The organism is Argonema galeatum A003/A1, from assembly GCF_023333595.1.
GTDB lineage: Bacteria > Cyanobacteriota > Cyanobacteriia > Cyanobacteriales > Aerosakkonemataceae > Argonema > Argonema galeatum.
The window spans coordinates 47412-71421 of record NZ_JAIQZM010000006.1 but is presented as its reverse complement, the minus strand read 5'-3'; the positions used below and the strand labels follow the sequence as shown (position 1 = coordinate 71421).

Sequence of the window (24010 nt, the reverse complement as noted above, 5' to 3'; positions counted from 1 at the left end):
TACCGCTGAGTTAAAAACTATTTTTTCACTCGTTCTTCTTGCATGGTGGTGCGCTTAAAGACGCGATCGTCCTTGAACCAATGCAATGTGCGGTTGCGATAGTTGCCGCAAGGACTCAGATGAATCATTTCATACATATAAGCACCGGGCATAGCTTTGTATTTGAACCACAGCATAATAATTGAATCGTCTACTTCCCAGGCGTATCCTTCCAGGCGTTCTGTGTCAAACCAAATCTTTTGATCGTGGTATGTTGCTGGAAAATGATGTTCTTCATACTTACCTTCAGGCCAAATATACTTATTCATTTGGTAATAAGGATATTCACCGTTTTCTGGAAATTCGCAGGTTAAAATAGATTTATGCTTGTCAAGCATATTTCCCTCTGCATCAAGTATTGTATAAATACCCGTCCATTCGCCTTCATGTCGGGTAAGTAAGGGCATTTCATCTCGAATACTAGACATGACAACCTCTACTTTATTTGCTAATTGGCAACAAATTTATCATATTTTAAACCACCACGGGTCGGAAATGGACTGGGTTTTGATCAAAAAGGCTTTCTTTCGCATAAACCGTTTGATTGCAGCTGCACCCATGCGCGAACCACCAAGTCCAGAAAGATTGAATGAGTTTTTCTCTCCTTCGTGGACGATCGCAGTTAAGGCGGCATCGTTGATGCTGATGGCCCCAGCATCTAGATGACGTGCCAGTGCGATCGCTTCCGACTCCGAACCCGCAAAAACAGCAGCACTTAGTCCATATATCGTATCATTTGCCAGTTTAATTGCTTCTTCAATATTGTCAAATGCCATAATCGGCATAATCGGGCCGAAAGTTTCTTCCGTCATCACCTTCATCGAATGGTTAACTTCAGTCAGAACTGTGGGACGACACCACAACCCGCCACCCAATTCTTCCACCAAACCACCACAGCGAACAACTGCCCCTTTTTCAGTTGCATCGCGTAATTGTTCTGCAATAATTGCTGCCTGTTTTTCTGCAATGATCGGGCCAATTTGTCCATCTTGAACAGACGGATAAACCAGATTAAGGCGTTGTGCTTTTTCTACCAGTTTCTCTACAAAATTATCCCAAATAGGTTCGGCGACGTAAATGCGTTCGATCGAGAGGCAAGATTGTCCTGTATTAACTACGGAACCCCACAATATTGCTGAAGTTGCTAATTCTAAATCGGCAGATTCTAGGACAATAGCAGGGTCTTTGCCTCCCAATTCCAAAAAAGCAGGAATGAATCGTCTTGCAGCAGCTTCTGCTACTTTTCTACCTGTAGCCACACTACCAGTAAAACATACTAAATCTACAAATTCGATTAACGCCGCACCCGTATCCCCAGCACCTTCGATATAAGTTAATACATCCCGCAATAGGGGAACAGATGCAATAGTTTGCAGCAGGGGTTGAATGAAGCGGGGAGCAATTTCGCTCGGCTTTACTATAACTGCACAACCTGCCAATAATGCGGGTATGGTATCAATTGTAGAAAGCAACAGCGGAAAATTCCACGGACTGATGACGCCAACCAATTGATAGGGAACCAGTTGACTTTGCAGTCGGATAAATGGAATTGCTGTATCTTTGGCATCTTCTAACAATAATTCTGGTGCTAATCGACACCAGCGATCGATCGTGGAGATCAGCGAGTCAATTTCAAGTACAGACTCAGACAATCTCCCTGTATCTGATACTAAAGCTTCGGTTAGTTCGTCTTTTTGAGATAAAATGGCTTGTTTCCACTGCTGCATTGCTTCAATTCGTCGTTCTAAACCTGCTTGCTGCCAAGCTATTTGTGCTTCGCGCAAACGGGTATTGCATTCGGCAAGTTGGTCTGGTGTAGGTGGCGCAATCCAGCAGTCAATTTGTCCGGTGCGAGGATTGCGAACGCTTAGTTTTTCACTCATGTTTTAAGTTATCCCCAGATTGGCTATTCAATATACCTGTTAAGAACAAGGCAGGCCAAGCTTAAGAACCTAACATTATAAGTTTTCTAGTCCCTCATAATTAACTTTCAGCGGCACTACCCAAACATTTTGCCATTCTCTTTCTTTATCGCGTGGCATCTGTATCTGAAACTCGTACAAGCCAGCTGCTGCAATAGGAAGACCACCGAATGTGAGAACTGTAAAAGCTTTCATATTTTCTGTGAAATCAATTTCTCTTTCACCTTCTAGTAAACTTTTTTTAGACGGTGAAACAATCTTAATCCTAAATTTAGATTCATCCTCTTGGTTAGATGATTCTTGCTTTTTCCAAAAAACAACCAATTCAAAAGCAAAGGGTAAAAAGAGAGTTTCTTCAGACTCCGGTGGGGGCGGTACAATGATTTCGTCCATTACCTCAATGAGACTGATATTTCCTGTTTCCTGATTGATAATACTTTTTTCACAAAGCATCGCCCATGCACAAGTAATCATAAGTTCCCCGCTATTTATAGCATGAGTCAACAGACAGATGCGACAGCCTATGGTGTCATGTTTATAACTGAAATTTTACTGCTTTTATAGCGTTTATTTTTGCCTGTTAATGAAGGCTGAGCTACTATTTTTTGTTCCGCTGTAACGTAGAGATATTTTGTGGTACGTTCCATCTCATATTTTGTTTGATAAACTGAAATTTTATTGGTTGGTTCAAACATTGTGTACTTTTCAAAATTGGCTCTATGGCTGATTTTTTCATGTTGCAAAAGGAAGTTTGCAAATTTGGCAGACCACCATCCATTTGCTGCTTGAATAACAAATCCAGAAGCAGTTTGGGCTACTTCTAAGTTTATCAAACTGAGTGACCACAGGTAAACAGCCATAGCTGTATCCCAAGGATTTTCATACTGGGAATCAATTTCTTTTTGAGAAATATCAACAGACCTTTTAAGTACCAACCAAATGTTTGCTGGATTGTTTCGCAGTTGCTCGATTAACTCTTTTGTCACCTGTTCTTTGTATGCTGCACGGCAGAAAACCTTAAAACTGCTGGCTACGTTCAAAAGTGCAGCAAATTCATGGCTTTCTATTCTATTCATAAGTTTTTCGATCACTGGTTTATCCTCCTGTCTGTCCAAAATTCCTTGATTGTACCGTAGGAATCTGGTACTTCATCTATCAGGTGTATGTACTCGCCATCGGCACCCCATTGACTAACAACAGTAATCTCAAAAGAGGCATTGATAACTTTGGGTTCTTTTTTTACTACTACTGCAATATGGGAATATTCATCTTTGTTAGAACGATAAAGGACTAAATCTCCAATTTCAACTTCATGTTCTCCAGATAAAGGGCGATAATCATCTTCTCTCAGGATCGTTTTCAAGTGTTCTGGGTCAATACAGGTGCGTCGGGACGCAAATGGTAGGCCCACACAGTTATAAACGGCTGTTAACGATCTAAGTCGGATGTTAGGATACTTTTGTGTCCAGATTTCCTTTGCTGCTTTAAGCGCCTCTGGTGGACGCTCTCGTCGTCTTTCGTTGGGAATGAGAGTCCCGCGTTTAGTGGCCAATGGTATTGATGCACGATCGTTTGAGCCTCCCGCACCTATAAGCATCGAGCAAATAGTGAATTGTATCCATACTTTATGATGACAAGTTATGAGATTATATGCAATGGGGATGCGATCGCCTTCCCGAACTCAGGTAAGCTTGATATTGACACAATTGGTATCATATAGCACAAATGCTAGAGCTTCGGAGTGCGGCGGGAGAGCGGCGCTGTAGCTGTGGCTCCCGACAAGGATGCGAACTTAATGTCTATTAATCGCCATCTGCAATCATAATTGTTATTTTTTTGCTGAAATCGCTCGTTAGGTGGGAATAAATGCTAAACAAAAATCTAATTTCGGCGCAAACAGAAAAAATTTCGGCGCTGCAACAAACCATTCTCGGCAAACTAATAATTCTTTTGGCGGAATTGCTTTTCGCTTTGCCAGTAGGTTTCGTGTTAGCAAGATTTCGCATCGGTGGCGTTGCTTGGATATTTGGGGGTATTGTCTCTGGTGCGTTGGTACTTACAGCTTATCGTATTTTATCCAAGGAAACCGCCGAACCAAACAAAACAGTGAGGAAGATAGGACAGCTTCTCGTAGGTTTGGTAGTCGGATTTTCAATCGCTCATGGAGATATGTCAGCGCTTTATTCTCAATTACACATATTTATTTTTATTACGTTATTTTTAATGTTAAGCGGTATTGGGATCGGCTATATTTACTCCCGGATTAGCCAAACAAACCTACTAACTGCAATGCTTGCCACAACGCCGGGGGGGATAGGGATTATGTCAAGTATTGCGGCAGATTACGGAAAAAATGCCTCGGTGGTTGCACTCGTCCAAATCATACGGGTGACAACGATTGTATTTTTCATACCTATATTAGCTAGGATATTGGCTGTTAATGATGCTAACACGGTCGTCAGCATTTTTCCGGCCAACTTTTTCAGTACAGATATATTATATTTAGCATTGCTCCTTTTATCGCTAGCTTTAACATTTGTGTCAGTTAGCATAGCTAATATAGTGAAAATTCCTGCCGCCTTTTTCTTTGGTGCATTAGTAGTCGGCATAAGTTTTAATTACCTGCTAAATTTATTCCCTTTACTAGCAAATTTAGATTTTAAACCGCCTTTTTTAATTAGCTTAATTGGTCAAGCTTTTTTGGGAATTAGTATAGGCGAATATTGGGGAAGTAAACCAAATCTCGGTCAAAAAACGATCGTGTATGCTTTAATACCCGTAGGGATGACTATGGGAGCGGGATTCGTAGCAGCTGCGATCGCTACATTTCTCACGCCTTGGGACTGGCTCACCTGTATGCTAGTCGCCGCACCAGGCGGTTCGGCGGAAATGATTTTGGTCTCCTTAGCATTAAATCATAACGTGGAAATTGTCACGGCGGGGCATCTAGTGCGCCTAATAGCTATTCATGCTTCTCTCCCATTATGGTTATTGTTGTTTCGCTATCTCGATCGCTTGCTCCCCAACTCAGGCGATAATTAGTAGTTAGGTATTGCGAGGAGTCAGTAGATGGTTAACAAAATACAGGAATTTGATACAAGACAATGGGTGAAAGTACGCAGCTCGCTGGATGGCAGTCAAACCTTTCTCACCTGGACGGGATCGATATACTCTTTTGTGCCAAATGAGAAGAAAAAACGCCTCTTCAACATTGTGGGAATGAGCGTGAGTAGATGTATTGAAAATGACGATAAAACCTGGGAATTTACCTCAAGAGAACTGACTTATTACCTCGATCCAAACACCAATGAAATCCTCCACAGATGGGAAAACCCCTGGACGGGAGAAACGGTTACCGTTATTCACGTTGCCAATAGTCCGGTAGAAGGTTACTTTAAAGGAAATTTCCCAGGTCAAGTCAATGATGACATCACCACATTCGTATTTGACTTATTTCCCACCTACCCAAATACCCTTGCCGAAGATCCAAAATTTAGGGAATACAGTCCGCAAACAACCTATCAAGCAGCGGAGTTATTTAAACTGACTGTTCCGACCGAAGATTTGCACAATGTAGAAAAACTTTCCGTTTCTAAAATGTTTATTTGTTGGGATAGGATCGGCCCCTGGTTACCCTGGATGAAAATGGGAGATAGACCGGGACATTTAATATACAGCGCTACTGGTCAGAAAGTTAACAATTTTACCGATTTACCCCAATTGCTTCAAGATGAAATCGATACGCGGGTGCCTTTATATAAAAATGCTCCTAAAGCACCATTAGATGATGATATGACTTCTTGGATTTACTTCAAAAAGCACTTTGAAGCTTATCTAGCGGGAGAAAGATTTCCCATTCCAGAAGCAGAGGATTAAGATTTGTATAGCGAGCGCCTAAATCAATATCGAAGATGGCACTAGCCTTTTATTTGGATTAACCGTGCAGCGATATTGGCGATCGCAGATGTTTTGATTTCCTGACTGGCTATAGTTTGCGAAACTTGCAAAGCTTGTTCGGTTTGTCCTAATTTGGCAAAAGCATCAGCGATGTTAGCTAAAATTTCATCTTTAGTATTATCGCTCAAATTTTTTGCCGCCTGTAAAGCTGGTTCTAGTTGTCCTAATTCTACATATTTCGATGCTATTTTACTGAAAACCCGCTCCTTGAAACCAGGTAAAGTTAAGGTAGTGGCAATTTGTAAGCCGCGATCGACTTGTCCAATTTCTGTTAATTGATAAGCAATATCAGTCAAGGCTTCTTCTTTAGAACTGCTATCGTTGATAGCGTTAGCAATCTGCAAACCTCGCTCAATATATCCAGCGTTGGCTAAAGCCCTAACAATCCTAATAATTGACTGATTTGCAGAAAAATTATTATCCTGGGGTATGGGAGGTAACTGTAAATTTTGGGAGAAGAATTTTTCTGCTGGTGATGGGTATCCGGTTTGTTGCAGTTGTTCTGCGATCGCAATTATCGCCAAAGCTTTCCCTTCCCTATCTTGGATACTTTTAGCTATCTGCAATGCCATATCTACTTGCTTTGCTTTCGCTAATTGGTGAGCAATTTCTACCCAAATTAAAGATTTTATACTCGGTCGATCTGTGCTGTTGAACTCTTGATTTGCTGCGGACTCTTGCGGAGTTAGTTCCCGAATCATCTGCGCTACTTGCTTAGCAGCATCAAATTGTCCGACTTCTGCTAATTTGATAGCGATATCTCCTAGCGCTTTTTCCTTAACGCCAAATTCCCTCATAGCTGAACCGGAATCTATTTTAGTTATTGAAGGGATTTGCTGCGAAATCTTGGCAGCTACTGATAAAGCTAAATTTGTCTCATTCATAGCAGCCAATTTGACCGCAATTGCCGACCAAACTTCGGCTTTTTCGATGTTGTTTTTCATCGTTTGGGCGCTTGCCCAAGTTTGCTTGACTTGCTCTGCATTTGCCAAATGTGCGAGAATGCCAAGATATGCTATAGTTTGATAATCTTCTGTGCCTTCACCGCTAGCAGAACTGCAACCAGTAACGCTTTGAGCTACTTGTAGCGCTTGTTTAAATTGTGATAATAAACTGAGATTGCCAGCTATTTTTGCCAAAATATCAAATTTGTCGTTACCGCAACTGCCATTGGATTCATAAACATAATCTCCGGTAATTCCTCTGGCTTTTTGGAGCGCTTCTGATAAAATTTTCTTAGCTGGCTCTAATTGTCCTTTTTCTGCCAAAATGGATGCGATCGCATTCAGTGCTTCAGCTTGGCGATAATTAGAGGATATCGTTTTGGTTAACTGCAATGCTTTTTCAATAAATCCCGCTTGTGCAACTTTAATTGCCACATCTCGCAATGCTGGTTCTTGTTGGTATAGGGTAAAGTTTTCATCCCTTTGTTTGGTAAGTTGCACAGCGCGATCGAATAGTTGCTTTGCTTTCTCAGTTTGCCCAACTTGTGCTAATTTAATGGCTATATCAGATAAAGTATTAATTTTAGAAGATTTATCTTCAATAGTTTCTGCCATCTGTACAGCGCGATCGAACAGTTGCAAAGCAATATCGACATCTCCCGTCGCAGCTATCTCTTTTCCTAAAGCGGTTAAATTTTCAGCAAAGCTGACGGGATGATTTATTTGAACCATATTCAAAGATGGGGAAGCTAGTGCTATTTTAGTCTGATTAGCACCGAGCATCAGCAGTAACAAAAAGGCGATTGGGGTGAAGGTGGCGGGATGCGATCGCATGGTGATTAATTATCCAAAACTTTGATTTTTATTTTCCAAACTAACTCTGCTATCAAACTCAAAATTATTCGTTTTTAGCTAATTACTAATGACTAATAGACATCTCCAGAAATTAAAAGTGCGTTACCTATAACCCTTGTAGAGACGTTGCATGCAACGTCTCTACATTCTTTTTTGGAGATGACTAATCAATGTCCAGAAATAGCCATCAGGTGCGACAAAGGAAAAACTTTGCTCTCCAAACTCGTTGTACGCAATTTCTGTGAGATTTTGAGCAGAACTTGCCTTGACGCGCTGTAAATACTCTTCTATTTCAGTCACGCGATAGGTATACAGAGACATTCCCAAACATCCCGGTTGTGCCTTTTCCAAACAATTTTCTATCTTTATAGATTCTGGAAATCGAACAATATAAAGTCGGCCCGATCGAACCGCTCGCCAATCTGACTTTGACGAACGCGGATCGTCAAATGTTGTTACTGAAAATCTTTCATTTGGCTGAAGATCGAAAATCTGTCTTGCTGTTTCCGAACTTTCATAGGTTGTTTCTTCCTCATTTCGCACGCGCAGCAAACCCAGCGTTTCTTCATAAAAACGAAACGTTTCTCTGCTGTCATCTTGAATCACTATTCCCATGTGGGTTATCTGGCTCGTTTTGAAATGTGATATCTCATTAATCTTTCCGTAATTAGGCACATTATAATTGAATCTTTGAAAGAAAAATTGTCGTGTTAAAGGTTGAAGCAGCACCATTTCCCGCACACCGATAGCAGGCTCTGCAAAAGGACGCATTTTTCTCTCTTTGTTGTAGATGACATCCCATTGAGGATAGATATATTTGACTGGTAAACCTGCTTTTTCTGCTTCTTCGGCATGGTTGAGAATATTCAAGACATCAGCAGTTAATGCAGTTGCCCAGCGGTTTCCTTTGGCCTTCATTAATGACATTTTCAATCCATCATTGGTAGGGTTTCCCCAAACCATTAGACGGATAAGACCATGATCCGCATCTTGGTGGTAGAGGCGAATGGAATGCAAAGAGGAATTGACTCCGTACAATTTGTTTGCTGATTCTGGGGATAATTCACCAATTTGACCGATGCGATAACCAAATTGCTCCCAATATTGAATGAGGGAGATTGGTTCGCGGCAACCAACACATACTTCGTAGATACCTTGGATTGTCATTTGTTTGTCTTAAATAGGATTAATTTACTGACCTCAAGACAGAGGAACTCGATCACCAGCAGTTCACCATTAAAGTAGTCACATGAAAAGCCAACGGAGTCAGCAATGTTTAAACGACTAACATTAACCACAGCACTTGTAGCAGCGGGATTATTCGGTACTTTGGGGTACTCAGCCATAGCGCAGACAAACCGAATTGAACAATCTGCACCGTCATCAAGCCGCAGCCAGATGAGTGCCCTCGACAAGCAGTTTATCACTGACGCAGCCCACGGGGGAATGGCGGAAGTAAGACTTGCTCCTCGTTCGATCGTATGCGATCGCGTGTGTTGTTAACCAAAATAGAGCTATTTGCAAAACCTGTGACCCGTTTCAACAGCGCGATCGCAATAATTTAACTAGGACTTACGCGATCGCCCCCCTAGCCCCCAAATCTGGGGGTCGGGAGGTAAAACCTTAGTTTTTGCGTAAGTCCTGTTAACTAAAGCAAGTCAACTGTACAAAGGGGGTCGTGCTAACCTAAAAATAGACTACTAGAGAATTTAGAGGAATAAAAATGCAAGACTCGCCATATATTATTTTCATTGCCTTCGGTTGTCTATGGGTATTAATGGGATCTGCTGCTGTGATTGCACTCCTCAAATCCAATAATCAAGAGGTTCGGTTTGGCAAATGGGGGCTGATAGTGGCCATCCCGATCGTTGTCCCCTTTATCCTTGCTCTGCTCTATCAATTACTAAGACCATTTATCTTGCCACATTTTATATAAAAGTTTGGTCTAGATCGGAAAATCAATAGACTTCTTGCAAAAAAAAGGTAATGTAAAAATTGACACTTTCTTTAGAAAAATGTTCATGGCAAGCTTTTTTGAATGGCAGGGAAGAGAGGGAGCCTTAACACAATCTATTCCTTGTGGTATAATAATTCTGAAATATTTAAGCTCTAACTGGAGATAAATGTGTATACATTCAAAATTATTATGTTAGGGCCACGGGGCTCCGGTAAGACCGTGTTCTTGGCAAGTATGTACCACTATTTATCAATAATGGGCGAGTACGGCTTCCGTCTTCAGGTTGAAGGCAAAGATGAGGATGAAGCTTCAGAAAACCAAAAGAGACTTCATAATTACTACACGGAAGTTGCAACTGGGGAAGAGTGGCTTCCAGGGACACGGGGTATTACCGAATGGATTTTCACCTGTTATGTTAAGGCAGAAAATGGTCGTGACGAATATCCAGCTTGTCGGTTTAGCTATCTAGATTATGATGGGCTTAACACAACAGAGATAGGGCAATATAGGGAAGAGTCGGAAGAGCCAGAAACCTTTGCTCAAAAACTTACTCAAGCTGATGTACTTTTGGGGCTTTTAGATGGTATGAAAATTAACGATTTGATGCTAGGTCGTAACCAAAAAGAATTAAATGCTTGGCGAACAAAAGATTTAGCTAATATGCTTAGCTATATGCAGAAGCATCGCGGACCAATTCATTTTGCGATCAGTAAATGGGATATACTCGAAAATCAGTTTAATCTGGGTAAAATACGCCATAAATTGCTAGAAATTCCAAATTTTCAAAAGTTAGTTAAAGACAAAAATAACAGTTATTGTCCAGTTCGATTAATTCCCGTGAGTTCAGTTGGAAAGGGCTTTGCTTGTCCCGTGCTTCTTGCAAACGGAGATATGGAAATGAAAAAATTTATTAATAATAGATCGCCGGAGCCTTTTAACGTTGAGATGCCACTGGCTTTCATAGATCGCGATCTGGTTTATTCTCAAATAAATGAACTCATAAAAGATCGGGATATGCTCAGGATAATTAGAGATGAAATCAAAGCCAATCCCAAATATAACTGGTGGGATAGAGCGGCTCGTTTTGGGGCAATATCAACAGTGGCATTCCGCGAAATATTTGTAGTCAATCCGAATACGCCGGTCATTGATAAAATAATCAAAAGAGGTATTAACGTCATCTTGCATAAAACGATGGAAAAGGAAACAAAAGCAGAGCAGGAACTCAAAGAAAGTAAAGATAAAAAAACTAAGTCTATTGAGGAAAAGGAAACCCAAGAAATAGCCCTTGATCTGATGATTAAGAAATTTCAGGCACTTCAGGAATCCCTCAAAAGTAAATACCCAGAGTCGGATCTATCCGATCAACCATAGGGAGGACTTTATGAACATCAACGCTTGGCCATTTTTAGTGAGTTGTAATCAGCATCTTGATTATAGAACAGTTGCAGCTCCCAATTTTATCTGTGAAGCTAAAATCTCTGGCCTACTTAAGGCAGCCACAGCAGATCAGGAAGCTCTGACCGAACAAGGCTCTGCAATCTATCGTGAGATTCATAACTCTAAAGTGGGAGACATCACCTTAGTTTTTCGAGTTGTCAAAGGGACTAACAAAGACATTGGTATAGAGTCAAATGACATACTCAAAGACAAAGTTGGCAGAGTAATTTATTTGATAGAAGGAATTGTTTTAAGGGAACCAAACTCGGATATTGTGTTAACAGAAGAATCCCTGGAAAAGGCTCACAAGCGTCTGGTGTCAGTTTACAGTAATTTCTGGAAGCGTACCTCTGATGTTACTGTTGTGCCCCAAGAGTATTTGGATTTGGAGATAGATATAAGTGAAGGTAATCGCTTAAAAATAAAGCCGATAAAACCATACATCATCAAATCAAAGTCTCCTTCTGAAATCCCAAAAGATTCGCCATTGGAGTCACCGATTATAAAGAAACCCGAAAATATTATAAATTTGATGAAATTGTATTTTCGTAACTATAGTGGGGGAATTTTTGTCGTAGTACTTTTAATGGGTTTAATGGGATTTGCATTTTTTTTTCGACAGGTTCAACCATAAACAAAAAGAGGAATTTACACCTAATCTGTATATAGCAGAAGCGATCGTTGTTTCCCAAAAGAGTTGACAAACCGCTCCTGGTTTAAACTCATAACAGGCGTTGGTAGAGCGCACTCTACCAACAGTGCTTTTTAAAGTTAGAATATCTGGAGCTACGCCAACGCGATCGCACTGGGAAATCGGGCAAATCTACAATCACTTTACCCCACTCGCTAAAATTCCCAAAATCTTATTCACATCATTTAAAAAATACTCAGCCAAATCAATCTGTACCCGTTCCCCTGATAACTTTAAAAACTTCCAAATCTCTCCTGTAGTCACTACACCATAAATTTCTGTAATTTCATTTCCTTCGCGTTCATTAAATAATTTAGCTGCATACATTTCTGCTATACATTGCCCTAACCCCGCTTTAATATTTTCCTTCTTTGCCTCCACAATAATAATTACTGGCGCATTAATTAATAAAAACTCAGAAGAACGACTAATCAGAAAATCACAAGTTCCACTTAAACCTTGGCTGGGTTCAATATTAAATTCAACACCAGAAAATAAACTAATTTGATTAAGTAATTTCTTTGTTAATTCTAATAAAATTGGTGTAATAATCATCTCGGAGCGAGATTTTTCTGTATTACTGGCTAAAGCAAAAGGTACATTATAAGCTAAGGTTTCCTCTAAATACTCACTAGCTGGTAATGGTGCAACTTGCAGAAAAATATCCTCTCTAGTAGAAATAGTTAAATTCAATGTTTTTTTGACAGTTTCTAAAGTAAAATCACTGTAAGACATATATCATTTCCTGATTAATCGTTGCCTGTGCCAAATTACTGTGAAAATGGAGAAAATGCCGCCGCTTTGCATCCATTAACATTTAATTAATTATTGTATAGATGGGCGGTGTAGGATTTGAACCTACGGCCACCTGCTTGTAAGGCAGGCGCTCTACCACTGAGCTAACCGCCCGCTTTCGCAGACATTTATCAATGTTAGCAGACTTTTTTTGAAATGCCAAGTGGTCGAACGCACGATCGCATAACTTTATGGAGCTTGCCTTTTGTGGCAGGCCTTACCTTCGGCCAAACCCAGAATGGCAACCTCACTTTGCTGGTGTCAGGCGGGTTTTTGTTTGGGGGGCTGATGTTTGGCCCAGACCTGGATATCTACTCCCGCCAGTTCCAACGCTGGGGATGGCTGCGCTGGATATGGATACCGTACCAAACAAGTTTGCGCCATCGCTCTTTCTTATCTCATGGGCCAATTATCGGCACGGCGTTGCGATCGCTCTATCTCGTCTGTGGGATAGCGGTGCTAGGATGGCTGTTGTTATTTCTTGCCAACTTTGTGGGTGCATATACCACAAATTGGCAAATATTTGCTAATTTAGCTACGGCTTTTTTGATCCAATATCCTACGGAGTGGATTGCTCTGTTTATTGGTTTAGAATTGGGAGCGATGAGTCATTCTCTGAGCGATTGGGGTGGTTCTGCCTACAAAAGGTTAAAAAAGGGTGGATTGAAGGCTATTCTGCCTAAAGCTAAGAAGGGGAAATCTCCTAGAGTTAGATTAAAGAAACGAACCGCCAAGACGCCAAGAACGCAGAGGAAAGAGTGAAGAAGATGGCTGAGGTTTCTAGTTTGGCAGCATTGCAAGGGTTGATTGATGTGGTGGCTAAGTTGCGATCGCCTGACGGTGGTTGTCCTTGGGATTTGGCTCAAACGCCTCAATCGCTGATTCCCTATGTGATTGAGGAAGCTTATGAGGTGGTGGATGCGATTCGCAGTGGGGATGAGAATGCGATCGCAGAAGAACTCGGAGATTTACTATTACAAGTAGTTCTGCAAGCTCAGATTGCTAGCGACTATGGGCAATTTACTTTAACAAAAGTCGCTCAAGGCATCGCAGAAAAACTAATTCGCCGCCATCCTCATGTATTTGGAGATGTTCAGGTAGAGACGGCGGAAGAAGTACATCAAAATTGGGAACAAATCAAAGCCGAGGAAAAAGGGGAAACCGCCGATGCACCCCAGCCACTCAGCCGCAAATTAAGTCGCTACGCCCGAACTTTGCCGCCCCTAATTGCGGGAATGAAGATATCTCAAAAAGCCGCTGCTGCTGGATTTGAATGGAAAAATGTCGATGGCGTTTGGGATAAATTTAACGAAGAATTGGCGGAATTTAAACACGCTCTTACTCATGAAGAAAAAGCACGACAGCAGGAAGAACTGGGCGATTTATTGTTTGTTATAATCAATCTCGGTCGCTGGTATGACCTCGACCCCTCAGAAGCTTTGCAAGGAACGAATGAGCGATTTATTCAGCGCTTAATAAAAATGGAGGCAGCAGCTGATCGTCCGCTTGCTGATTACACTTTGAATGAATTGGAACATCTTTGGCAACAAGCTAAAGCTCAACTAGCAAACAATACTTGATATCATTTCCCTTCCCCCCCTCCCTGTTGCGGGGAGGGGGTTAGGGGGGTGGGGTTTCCAAGACTTTTTGCACGAAAAATGAAAAAGCTTATCCCAGACTGGCAGACTGCTTCACCGTATCTCGGTAATAATCAACAACCTCTTTAGCTTCGCCGATACACTTCACCTGTCCTCCGTCTAGCCAAAGCACGCGATCGCAAGTTTGCTCGATCAAATCCAGTTCGTGGGACACCAATAAAACAGTAACATTCGCATCCCAGAACTTTTGCAGCCGCTGTTTGCACTTATTTTTAAACCTCCCATCGCCTACCGATAGCACTTCATCGAGAATTAAAATATCCGGTTCGACATCGGTTGCGATCGCAAATCCCAATCGCGACACCATCCCCGAAGACAAAGCCTTCACAGGTACTAAAGTATAATCCTCCAGTTCCGCAAACGCCAGAATAGATTTTACGCGATCGCGCATCTGCCGTCGCGAAAACCCCAGCATTACCCCATAAAAAATTATATTGTCCAGCACCGATATCTCCGGGTCGAATCCCGCCTCTAATTCGATCAGAGGTGCAATTTTTCCCCATACTCGCACAGAACCGCTGGTGGGCTGCAAAATGCCGCAGATTATCTTCAACAGCGTCGATTTACCCGCCCCATTCCCGCCAATAATTCCCAGCTTCTCCCCCGCCGCGACGAACAGATCCACCCCATCTAGTACCAACTTCTTGGCAGGCTGACGGTATTTGCCCTCCACAAAGGACAGCATCGTTCTCTTCAAGTCATAAGAAAATTCCTCTTGTGTCCGTCGCCACAGGGAAACTTGCTCCAGACAAATCGCGTACATCTATAGCAGATCCATGAACTGGTGTTGCCAGCTATAAAATAATTTCCATCCTACAGCTAAAACCAGCAAACTACTGAGCAAAGACCCACCTATTAAGGCGAAATTGGGGGGGTGTCCTGACAAAGCAATCTGACGAATGCTCTCAATAATCATGGCTATGGGGTTGAACACCAAGAACGGACGGATATTGGCGGGTACGATCGCCGCTGGGTAAAATATCGGAGAACCAAACCACAGCACAGCCACCACCAACTCATAAAAATAGGGCAAATCCCGAAAGAACACAAACATAGCACTTACCACAAACGCGATTCCCGTACACAAGCAAGCTAGGGAAATTAATGGCAACAGCAGCGCCACCACATTCAGCAAACTCTTGGATGTCACCAAAGCTGCTAGAGCCAGCAACGGTAACGAACCGCTGACAAACTGAAACACATTCGCCACAATCATCGACATCGGGAAAACGCTCACTGGCAAACGAATCTTATTCAGCAGCGCCCCGTTGCATACCACACTCGGTAACGCTTGGGTAGTAGAAGCCGAAAAAAAGTTGATCGTCACCAGCCCTACAAACACTTCCAGCATATATTTGAACAGCGAGTTGTGATAGTAGGACGTAAATGCCATCCCGAAAATCGCCGTATACCCCCCCGTCATCAGCAGCGGATTCAACAGCGACCAATACACACCCAGAAATGACCCCCGATAACGCACCTTCAGGTTCCGCGTTACCAATACCTGTAGTAATTCCAGATATCGAATTATGTCCTCAGCAGAACCGGGGTCTATAAACTTTAACGTCTTAGCTACTCCCACCACACTACCCTGTAAAACAACTCTTGTCTGTTGTACTAAGCTTGGACTATACGCTGCAAGTCAAATAATGTCTATGACTACCTCGCAAATTGCCTCTTCTTCCCTGACTTCGATCGCCCAACAAACCCGCCAAGCAGCGCGACTGCTGGCGGTGCTTTCCTCTGACACCAAAAATGAAGCGATCGAAGCTGTGGCCCAAGCCTTAGAATCGGCAACTTCTGAGATTTTGGCCGCGAATGCAGCAGATTGTGAAGCCGCCGAGGTAGCAAAAATTGCCAAACCCCTGATAGCGCGGCTAAAGTTGGATGAAACTAAGTTGAAGGCTGCGATCGCAGGTCTGCGAGATGTGGGCCGTTTGCCAGAGCCGATCGGCGTCGTAGATATTCACCGCCAACTTGATGATGGATTAATTCTCAAGCGAATTAGCTGTCCGCTGGGGGTTTTGGGGGTCATTTTTGAAGCGCGTCCCGATGCAGTAATGCAAATTACCAGTTTAGCCATCAAATCCGGTAACGGTGTCATCCTCAAAGGCGGACAAGAAGCCGTTCGCACTTGTCAAGCTTTAGTAAGGGCAATTCATCTTGGGTTGGGATACACGGATGTTTCCCCAGCAGTTGTCCAATTGCTAACTACTAGAGAAGAAACTTTGGCAATGTTGAAGTTGGATGAATACATCGATTTAATTATTCCCAGGGGTTCCAATTCTTTTGTCAGATTTGTGCAGGAAAATACTCGTATTCCCGTACTTGGTCATGCCGAAGGAATTTGTCATCTTTATATAGATGAAGCAGCGGATATCGTGAAGGCAGTAAATATTACAGTTGATGCTAAAACTCAGTATCCAGCTGCCTGCAACGCGATCGAAACTTTGCTAGTTCACAAGTCGATCGCTCCAGATTTTCTGCCTTTGGTTGCGGCTGCCTTACAAACTCGTCACGTAGAATTACGAGGCGATGAATCAACCCGCAAAATTTTAAATATATCGCTTGCAAATGAAGCAGATTGGGCAACCGAATACACCGATTTGATTCTCTCGATCAAAATGGTCGATTCCTTAGAAGATGCGATCGCCCACATCAACAACTACGGTTCCCGGCATACAGAAGCCATTATCACCGAAGATCCCGCCGCCGCCGCTACTTTCCTCGCCCAAGTTGATGCCGCAGGAGTATACCACAACTGTTCTACTCGTTTTGCCGATGGCTTTCGTTACGGCTTTGGCGCAGAAGTAGGAATCAGCACCCAAAAAATGCCCCCTCGCGGTCCCGTTGGTTTAGAAGGACTGGTAACTTACAAGTATCAAATTATCGGCAACGGTCACATTGCCGCCACTTACACTGGTAAAAATGCCAAATCCTTTACTCATCAAGACTTGTAATTGGTCATTGGTCATTGGTCATTGGTCATTAGTCATTAGTCATTAGTCATTAGTCAGTTGTCAGTTGTCAGTGGTCAGTGGTCATTCTCCCCCACTCTCCCCCTCTTTCCCTAGCCCTTAGTCATTCTCCCCCTCTCCCCCTCTCCCCCTCCCCCCTCTTTCCCTAGCCCCTAGCCCCTAGCCCCTAGCCCCTAGCCCCTAATTATGGATTGCATTCACGTTACTGAAATTCGCTGCTACGGTTACATCGGCTACTTGCCAGAAGAACAGGTGTTGGGACAGTGGTTTGAGGTAGATGTCAGCTTATGGTTGGATTTGTCCGTAGCGGGTAAAAGCGACGCCATAGAAGACACGCTAGATTACCGCACCACAATTGACACAGTAAAGCAGTTGGTGAAATCATCTAAGTTTGCCTTGGTGGAAACATTGGCTTGTGCGATCGCATCCAGCATCCTGGAAGCAGAGAAAGTAACCCAAGTCCGAGTTAGGGTGACAAAGCCCTCAGCCCCTATTCCCGACTTTGGCGGTAAGATCTGCATCGACATCACCAGATCGAAACAGCAATAATTCTATGAAAAGGTAAAAACAATGGCATTTCGCATATTAAGCTTAGACGGCGGCGGTATTCGGGGCGTCATGGAAGCAGTTATCCTCGCAGAAGTCGAAAACCTGATCGATCGGCCCTTAAATCAATACTTTCACCTAATTGCAGGCACATCCACCGGATCGATTTTGGCAGCTGCGATCGCCACAGGACGAAAAAGCGAGGAAATTCTCCAACTCTACAAGCGAAAAGGCAAAAGCATCTTCCCCTACACCAGTCGCTGGTCACCCCAGCGGTTACCATTGATATTGCAATATGGCCCGTCTGCCCCTAAATTTTCCGACCAAGGACTAATTAACGCTCTCAAAGAACAGTTTGGCAGCACAAAAATATCCGATATCGACACATCGCCACGACTGTTAATTACTGCTTACGACACAATCGATCGCCAAACTATCATTTTTAAGAGCTGGCAAAAATACAAACCTTGGGCAGATTCACCCCTGTGGGAAGTGTGCGTATCTTCCTCATCTGCCCCAACTTATTTCCCCGCACATCTGCTGAAAACCCAAGACAAAGATTATTCCCTTATTGACGGCGGCGTCGGTGCCAATAACCCCGCAGCTTGTGCCCTTGCAGAAGCACTCCGACTAGATAATCCCATTCAAGAAATATCACTCCTCTCAATTGGGACAGGAAATTCAAATAACCCAATTACCTTTGAAAAAGTGCGCGGCTGGGGAGTAGGGCAATGGATATGGGAAGGACGCTTGATTCAAGTATTGTTTGATGCTTCTGCTGACGTTAACGATTACATCACTCGGCAGGTAATGAGTTCCCCAGAACTTGAAGATCGATCTTCACCTCGTTATCTGCGCTTACAACCAATCATCAACAAAGATATGATGGACGATGCCACAGATGATAATATCAATAGGCTCATCGCTCTGGCACATAATTACATCAAAGAAAATCAAGAAATTCTGGTTAACTTTGTCCAAAATACCGGAGATTAAGATGTTAAATTGCATTAACGGGACAGAAAGCACATCCGATCGCAGAACCATTCCGCGTCCTGGCAGTTCCTCAACTATCCTCTCGATCTCATCACCCTAATTTTTGAATATGTCTAAAATTATATTAATCACAGGCGCAACATCCGGAATCGGCAAAGAAACGGCCAAAGCTTTAGCTAGAACCGATAGCACTGTAGTTATAGTTGGTCGCCACGAGCAAAAAACTCAAAATGCGACCCATGAAATCAAAGAATTCAGCGGGAATAGCAATATTGACTATTTTATAACTGATTTGTCCTTAATGAGCGAAGTCATAAAATTAGCTCATCAATTTAAAGAAAGGTATTCCAGATTGGATATTTTGATAAACAACGCCGGTGTTTTCTTGCCTGAAAAAATTATGACTCAGGAAAACCTGGAAACTACTTTTGCTACTAATTATTTATCTCCTTTTCTGTTAACTAATCTCTTAAGTGAACATCTAAAATTATCGCCTCAAGGTAGAATCATAAACGTTTCTTCAGGTGCTTATGAAGATGCAAATTTTGATTTTGAAAATATCCAAGCTGAAAAAAGCTATGATGGGGGCATGGCATATGCAAACAGCAAGCTGGAAATTATATTATTTACTCTTAAAATGGCAAAGATTTTACAAAGCACTTCTGTTACTGTAAACTCCTTTAATCCAGGCAGAGTAGCTACTGATTTAAATAGATTGGTACAAACACAACCAAATCCTAATGACAAAACTCCAGAAGAAGGTGCCCAAACGGCAATTTATCTAGCAATTAGTCCAGACGTAAGAAATATTAACGGTAATTATTTTTATCTTAACAAACCGATATTGTTGTCAGAAAAAGCCTTGAATGTGGAGTGGCAAGATAAACTCTGGCAAATAAGTAACAGTTTAATTGACAGATTTATATGATATTTTTAAGAAATGGGTCAGTATTTAAAAGCACTGGATATGTATGAGCAAGAACTCTCGCTGGACTCTTACCATGCAATACCGTCTAACATTTATCAACCTTTTTACCGCGACTTTAATCTTGTGCGTCGCTGCTAATTTGGTGCCAAATTCCTACTACCGACTTTTTAATTCAGCAAAAGCGCAAATAGCACCGCTAACACCCAATCTAGAAGCAGATCGGTTGTTAGAAATGGGTGTGGTGCAAGCGCAGAATGGAGAATTGGATGATGCTGCGGATATGTTTCAGCGAGTATTAGCTCTTAGTAAATATATTGGCGATCGCGAACGTCAAGAGATATCCCTGAGTAACCTTGCTGTTGTTTATCGCCAATTAGGTCAGTCCCCGAAAGCGACAGAATTCTATCAACAAGCATTTGCAGTTTTACGTAATCCAGATATCTTAATTAAACTCGCCAAAGTTTACCAACAATCGAACAACAGGTTAAAAGCTCTGGAATCTTATCAAAAAGCTCTCGCCATTTACAAACAAATCGGCAATAGCGATCGCGAAACAGATATCCTTACTACCATTGGCGATCTCGATCTAGAATTAGGCTTGAGTTCCCAGGCATTATACGCATACGAACAAGCATTAGAAATTTACAGAAGACAGCAAAACTGCCGCAGTGAAGATAAAATATTAAAGAGAATGGGTCAACTTTACGAAAGGATAGGTCAAAATAATCTAGCACAGCAAATGGATCGGCTAGTAGTTCGGCAACAAGGCGATCGCAATCGCCGCTGCATCGATCGAATAGTCCGATTTCCCGTAACCGCAAGTCCGACTATGCTTCGCGACAATGACAGCCCTTCATTCTAATTAGCTTTATTATTTAGCCCGCGAAGGCGGGCTTTGTTTGTGTAGCCGCGACTTCAGTCGTCAAGCTTCTTTTAGCTGACCATTACTGAATTACTACCTGTCTTGGAATTTATTCACAAAGAAAATGTAATTCACTGATTGATTTTGGTGTTTCCAAACAATTAAGCGCTACTATTCTGACTCGAATGGGTACTGTTGTTGGTACTCCTGGTTATGCAGCACCAGAACAAATGCACGGTCATGTTTTCCCAGCTAGTGACCTCTATAGTCTGGCGGTAACTTGCATTCGACTGTTAACTGGATGCTTGCTGGAAGAGAGAAATGGTGATTGGAACGATAAACTTTTCGATCCGATGCAAATGCAATGGGTATGGCGTCGGCAAAATGTTTCTGTCAGTAATGAATTGGGAAAAGTATTGGATAAAATGCTATTGTTTCCCATAGGAGAACGCTATCAATCTGCTTCTGAAGTTCTGAAAGCGCTCAATCCTCCGCCAGTTCCACCTCCTAAAATAGCAGTTCCTCAACCTACTCAGCCAAAAATTCAAGTTCCACTTTCTCAAATCTCATTTCCCCAATCTCCTCAGATTAAATTTCTATCCCAATCTTTTACTGAAAACTTAGGGAATGGTGTCAAACTCGATATGGTTTACATTCCTGCTGGGACATTTACAATGGGTGCGCCGTCAACTGAAAAAGATAGTGGCGATTATGAAAGACCCCAACATCGGGTTACAATCAAAGCATTCCTAATGGGGAAATACCCAGTTACTCAAGCGCAGTGGAAAGCTGTTGCGAATCTCCCCAAAGTTAATCTCGATCTTAACTCAGATCCATCTAGATTTAAAGGTGCAAATCGACCAGTAGAGCAAGTTTCGTGGTATGATGCAGTAGAATTCTGCGATCGCCTTTCCCGACATACTGGCAAAACCTACCGCCTACCCAGCGAAGCCGAATGGGAATACGCTTGTCGCGCTGGAACAACAACGCCTTTTTACTTTGGCGAAACAATTACTCCCGAATTAGCTAATTACAACGGTAATTATACTTACGGTTTGGGCGCTAAAGGAAAATATCGTCAGGAAACCACCCCAGTAGGTAGTTTTCCTTCCAACGCTTTTGGACTTTACGATCTTCACGGTAACGTATACGAATGGTGTGCTGACCATTGGCACTCGAATTATCAATCAGCGCCTAACGATGCAACTATATGGCTAACTAGCGATGAAAGATCTAACCGGCTGCTGCGCGGTGGTTCGTGGTACTCCTACCCCAGGTATTGCCGTTCCGCTTCTCGCAGCTACTACGTCGTTGCGGGCGACGGGGCCGACGTCATCGGTTTTCGTGTGGTTTGTCTTGCTGCGTGGACTTTGTAGCCCTTTATACTCTTACCCTTTTACCCTTTTCCCTCTTTTCTTTACCCTCTCTTTTATTTAGCCCTTCGCCGTAGGCGCTCAATTTTTTTTTCAAAATGAGCGAATTACCAATTATCCAAAAACCTACGATTTGATTAAATGGTACGTGCCAATTTTGAACCGCCTGCCCCGCAACCATAAATTTATGTTATGGGACAGAATCATTACGGGACTCTTCGATCTGCTGGATGGGTTTATTATAGCAAACTATCCCTCAGAAAAGCAAGAGTATTATATAGACTTTGTTTGTTAAAATTTTGGTATTACCCACCCTAAAACTACAGCAAATGTACGAAATTACCTTATCTTTACCAGAAGAAACGGCGTTAGCGCTGAAACTAACTCCCGAACAATTGGGCGATGAAGTCTGTTTAGCAGCAGCAATCAAACTATATGAATTAGGTAAACTTTCCGCTGGTGCTGCGGCTAATCTTGCTGGTGTACCGCAAGTTGTATTTTTAACCAAGCTAGCTGATTACGGAGTTGACACATTTCGACTCACAGAAGAGGAATTGAAGGAGGATTTTGCGCGTGCCTAATGTCATTTCTGACACTTCGCCAATCCAATATCTTTACCAATTAAATTTGTTAGATTTGTTGCCAACTTTGTATGGTCAAATCATCATTCCCCAAGCTGTTGAGTCAGAAATTGCGACAGGAAAATTATTGGGTATATCTCTGCCAAATATAGCCTCTTTGCCTTGGATAACTATTCGCCAACCTTTGTCTGGGGCAATTTTATCCATCGTAACGGAACTGGGAATGGGTGAACGAGAGGCATTAGCACTAACAGTAGAAATACCAGATTCTTTAGTTATTTTAGACGATGCTTTAGGCAGAAGATATGCACGCTTGATTGGTGTGCAATTTACAGGTACTTTGGGGCTGTTGTTGAAAGGAAAGCAAGTAGGATATATGACAACTATTGCGCCTATTCTCGATCAACTGGATGCACTTCGCTTTCGCCTTGACCCTTCTACCCGCGCGGCAGTCCTCAAATTGGCTGGCGAATTACCTGTATAATTTAACATGGCGATCGCATTACAAGTTGGTTTCAGTGTGACAGTATTTATTAAACTCTCAATTCCATGAGTTACGACAACGCTTGTAAGTATTTAGCAGAACGTTTCCCCGCTGATTTCACGCGGTGGCTTTTAGGAATAGAAGCGACTAGAATTAGGGTATTGAAAACGGAACTAGATGTAGAACCAATTCGTGCAGATTCGGTTAGTTTTTTGAGACTTGCCGATCGAATTTTGCATTTAGAATTTGAAACCGATGCTTATTCTAAACCTCCTATTCCTTTCCGAATGCTGGATTATTCAGTCAGGTTAAAACGGAAATATCGTCGGGATGTAGAACAGTTTACGATCTTTTTGCAGGAAACCTCAAATGAAATAGTTTTTACCACAGAGTATCAGGATAGAACTACAACTCACCGCTATAACGTGATTCGTTTGTGGGAACAAGACCCTGCTATCTTTTTGGATAATCCTGGTTTGTTACCTTTGGCGGTATTGGCGAGGAGTGATTTCCCAGAAACTTTGTTAGAACAAGTTGCCGAAAGGGTTGATAGAATAGAAGATACGGAACAACAGCGAGGAATTGCTGCTTGTACTGGCATTTTAGCGGGGTTACGCTTTGAGAAAGACTTAATTCGTTCAATTTTGAGGGCTGATATTATGCGAAATTCTGTTATTTACCAAGAAATTCTCCAAGAAGGAAGACAGGAAGGAAGACAGGAAGGAAGACAGGAAGGAAAAAAAGAGGAAGCAATTTTATTTATTACACGCCAATTAACGCGGCGATTTGATGAAATTGATTCTGCACTTCAAGAACGAATTGGCAGTTTATCTATCGAACAATTAGAAGATTTGGGAGTGGAACTATTAGATTTTTCGGAAGTTGCAGATTTAGAGGCGTGGTTGGGATATCCGCGATCGTAAATATTGATTGAAAATGTAAAATCTCATTTGTAAACCAAGTTTTGTACCTACTTTCGTCACCCGCCAGGGATTCAAAGATGC

General features: G+C 42.3%; 26 protein-coding genes and 1 tRNA gene. 16 read left to right on the top strand and 11 right to left on the bottom strand.

From position 1 onward, the window contains the following. Nucleotides 1-17: 17 nt before the first annotated feature. The 5 genes from LAY41_RS08810 to LAY41_RS08790 form a co-directional block, all read right to left on the bottom strand. Nucleotides 18-467, bottom strand: coding sequence for a DUF3598 family protein (locus LAY41_RS08810; protein ID WP_249096523.1), 450 nt, complete (start codon nt 465-467; stop codon nt 18-20). A 39-nt stretch (nt 468-506) separates the two neighbouring features. Then, complete coding sequence (locus LAY41_RS08805) at nt 507-1922, bottom strand: aldehyde dehydrogenase family protein (RefSeq protein ID WP_249096522.1); 1416 nt, start codon at nt 1920-1922, stop codon at nt 507-509. Between the two features lie 75 nt (nt 1923-1997). Beyond that, a complete protein-coding gene (locus tag LAY41_RS08800; protein WP_249096521.1) occupies nt 1998-2435 on the bottom strand; it encodes a hypothetical protein in 438 nt (145 codons plus the stop codon). A 47-nt stretch (nt 2436-2482) separates the two neighbouring features. Next, nucleotides 2483-3052: a hypothetical protein gene (locus tag LAY41_RS08795; RefSeq protein WP_249096520.1), complete on the bottom strand. Its 570-nt coding sequence runs from the start codon at nt 3050-3052 to the stop codon at nt 2483-2485. Then, nucleotides 3049-3513, bottom strand: a complete 465-nt coding sequence (locus tag LAY41_RS08790; protein WP_249096519.1) for a hypothetical protein — start codon at nt 3511-3513, stop codon at nt 3049-3051. The genes LAY41_RS08795 and LAY41_RS08790 overlap by 4 nt, the downstream gene beginning before the upstream one ends. A gap of 314 nt (nt 3514-3827) precedes the next feature. Here LAY41_RS08790 and LAY41_RS08785 point away from each other — a divergent pair, with 314 nt between their 5' ends. Then, the gene (locus LAY41_RS08785) at nt 3828-5003 is read left to right on the top strand and encodes an AbrB family transcriptional regulator (protein WP_249096517.1); all 1176 of its coding nucleotides are present in this window, start codon (nt 3828-3830) and stop codon (nt 5001-5003) included. Between the two features lie 27 nt (nt 5004-5030). Next, entirely contained in the window at nt 5031-5837 is an 807-nt protein-coding gene (locus tag LAY41_RS08780) for a DUF1838 domain-containing protein (RefSeq protein ID WP_249096514.1), read from the top strand. A gap of 41 nt (nt 5838-5878) precedes the next feature. On the opposite strand, the gene LAY41_RS08775 is transcribed toward LAY41_RS08780, so the two are convergent. Both LAY41_RS08775 and LAY41_RS08770 read right to left on the bottom strand, forming a co-directional pair. Continuing rightward, entirely contained in the window at nt 5879-7696 is a 1818-nt protein-coding gene (locus LAY41_RS08775; protein ID WP_249096508.1) for a tetratricopeptide repeat protein, read from the bottom strand. 162 nt (nt 7697-7858) lie between these two features. Further along, a complete protein-coding gene (locus LAY41_RS08770) occupies nt 7859-8884 on the bottom strand; it encodes a VOC family protein (RefSeq protein WP_249096505.1) in 1026 nt (341 codons plus the stop codon). A 105-nt stretch (nt 8885-8989) separates the two neighbouring features. Here LAY41_RS08770 and LAY41_RS08765 point away from each other — a divergent pair, with 105 nt between their 5' ends. The 3 genes from LAY41_RS08765 to LAY41_RS08755 all read left to right on the top strand — a co-directional run bounded on the left by LAY41_RS08765 (nt 8990) and on the right by LAY41_RS08755 (nt 11748). Further along, nucleotides 8990-9220 carry a hypothetical protein gene (locus LAY41_RS08765; RefSeq protein ID WP_249096502.1) on the top strand — a complete coding sequence of 77 codons (231 nt, stop codon included), beginning with the start codon at nt 8990-8992 and terminating at the stop codon, nt 9218-9220. Nucleotides 9221-9842: 622 nt separating this feature from the next. Then, nucleotides 9843-11048 (top strand): hypothetical protein, encoded by a 1206-nt coding sequence (locus tag LAY41_RS08760; protein WP_249096499.1) that lies wholly within the window; start codon nt 9843-9845, stop codon nt 11046-11048. A 10-nt stretch (nt 11049-11058) separates the two neighbouring features. Further along, a complete protein-coding gene (locus tag LAY41_RS08755) occupies nt 11059-11748 on the top strand; it encodes a hypothetical protein (RefSeq protein ID WP_249096498.1) in 690 nt (229 codons plus the stop codon). Nucleotides 11749-11943: 195 nt separating this feature from the next. Here the strand turns inward: LAY41_RS08755 and LAY41_RS08750 are convergent, their stop codons facing one another. Together LAY41_RS08750 and LAY41_RS08745 are read right to left on the bottom strand one after the other, a co-directional pair. Further along, on the bottom strand, nt 11944-12540 hold the full coding sequence (locus LAY41_RS08750) for a hypothetical protein (protein ID WP_249096494.1): 597 nt from the start codon (nt 12538-12540) through the stop codon (nt 11944-11946). A gap of 102 nt (nt 12541-12642) precedes the next feature. Continuing rightward, nucleotides 12643-12714: transfer RNA gene (locus tag LAY41_RS08745), tRNA-Val, on the bottom strand. Between the two features lie 42 nt (nt 12715-12756). Between LAY41_RS08745 and LAY41_RS08740 the strand changes: the two genes are divergently transcribed. Together LAY41_RS08740 and mazG are read left to right on the top strand one after the other, a co-directional pair. Next, nucleotides 12757-13362 (top strand): metal-binding protein, encoded by a 606-nt coding sequence (locus tag LAY41_RS08740; protein WP_249096491.1) that lies wholly within the window; start codon nt 12757-12759, stop codon nt 13360-13362. A 5-nt stretch (nt 13363-13367) separates the two neighbouring features. Further along, nucleotides 13368-14180, top strand: coding sequence for a nucleoside triphosphate pyrophosphohydrolase (mazG, locus tag LAY41_RS08735; protein WP_249096488.1), 813 nt, complete (start codon nt 13368-13370; stop codon nt 14178-14180). 88 nt (nt 14181-14268) lie between these two features. Here the strand turns inward: mazG and LAY41_RS08730 are convergent, their stop codons facing one another. Both LAY41_RS08730 and LAY41_RS08725 read right to left on the bottom strand, forming a co-directional pair. Further along, nucleotides 14269-15021: an ABC transporter ATP-binding protein gene (locus LAY41_RS08730; protein WP_249096485.1), complete on the bottom strand. Its 753-nt coding sequence runs from the start codon at nt 15019-15021 to the stop codon at nt 14269-14271. Next, entirely contained in the window at nt 15022-15840 is an 819-nt protein-coding gene (locus LAY41_RS08725; protein WP_249096483.1) for an ABC transporter permease, read from the bottom strand. A 73-nt stretch (nt 15841-15913) separates the two neighbouring features. On the opposite strand from LAY41_RS08725, the gene LAY41_RS08720 reads away from it, so the two are divergent. From LAY41_RS08720 to LAY41_RS08680, 9 genes are all read left to right on the top strand, one after another. Further along, complete coding sequence (locus LAY41_RS08720; protein WP_249096480.1) at nt 15914-17218, top strand: glutamate-5-semialdehyde dehydrogenase; 1305 nt, start codon at nt 15914-15916, stop codon at nt 17216-17218. A 204-nt stretch (nt 17219-17422) separates the two neighbouring features. Further along, the gene (gene folB, locus LAY41_RS08715; protein ID WP_249096469.1) at nt 17423-17785 is read left to right on the top strand and encodes a dihydroneopterin aldolase; all 363 of its coding nucleotides are present in this window, start codon (nt 17423-17425) and stop codon (nt 17783-17785) included. Nucleotides 17786-17806: 21 nt separating this feature from the next. Beyond that, a complete protein-coding gene (locus LAY41_RS08710) occupies nt 17807-18778 on the top strand; it encodes a CBASS cGAMP-activated phospholipase (protein WP_249096468.1) in 972 nt (323 codons plus the stop codon). A 109-nt stretch (nt 18779-18887) separates the two neighbouring features. Further along, entirely contained in the window at nt 18888-19706 is an 819-nt protein-coding gene (locus tag LAY41_RS08705; protein ID WP_249096463.1) for an SDR family oxidoreductase, read from the top strand. A gap of 43 nt (nt 19707-19749) precedes the next feature. Next, nucleotides 19750-20568 carry a tetratricopeptide repeat protein gene (locus tag LAY41_RS08700; protein WP_249096461.1) on the top strand — a complete coding sequence of 273 codons (819 nt, stop codon included), beginning with the start codon at nt 19750-19752 and terminating at the stop codon, nt 20566-20568. Nucleotides 20569-20753: 185 nt separating this feature from the next. Further along, a complete protein-coding gene (locus tag LAY41_RS08695; RefSeq protein ID WP_249096458.1) occupies nt 20754-21944 on the top strand; it encodes a bifunctional serine/threonine-protein kinase/formylglycine-generating enzyme family protein in 1191 nt (396 codons plus the stop codon). Nucleotides 21945-22225: 281 nt separating this feature from the next. After that, the gene (locus tag LAY41_RS08690; RefSeq protein WP_249068310.1) at nt 22226-22522 is read left to right on the top strand and encodes a UPF0175 family protein; all 297 of its coding nucleotides are present in this window, start codon (nt 22226-22228) and stop codon (nt 22520-22522) included. Then, the gene (locus LAY41_RS08685; RefSeq protein WP_249096451.1) at nt 22515-23006 is read left to right on the top strand and encodes a PIN domain-containing protein; all 492 of its coding nucleotides are present in this window, start codon (nt 22515-22517) and stop codon (nt 23004-23006) included. The genes LAY41_RS08690 and LAY41_RS08685 overlap by 8 nt, the downstream gene beginning before the upstream one ends. A 65-nt stretch (nt 23007-23071) precedes the next feature. Continuing rightward, on the top strand, nt 23072-23929 hold the full coding sequence (locus LAY41_RS08680; RefSeq protein WP_249096449.1) for an Rpn family recombination-promoting nuclease/putative transposase: 858 nt from the start codon (nt 23072-23074) through the stop codon (nt 23927-23929). Nucleotides 23930-24010: the final 81 nt, after the last annotated feature.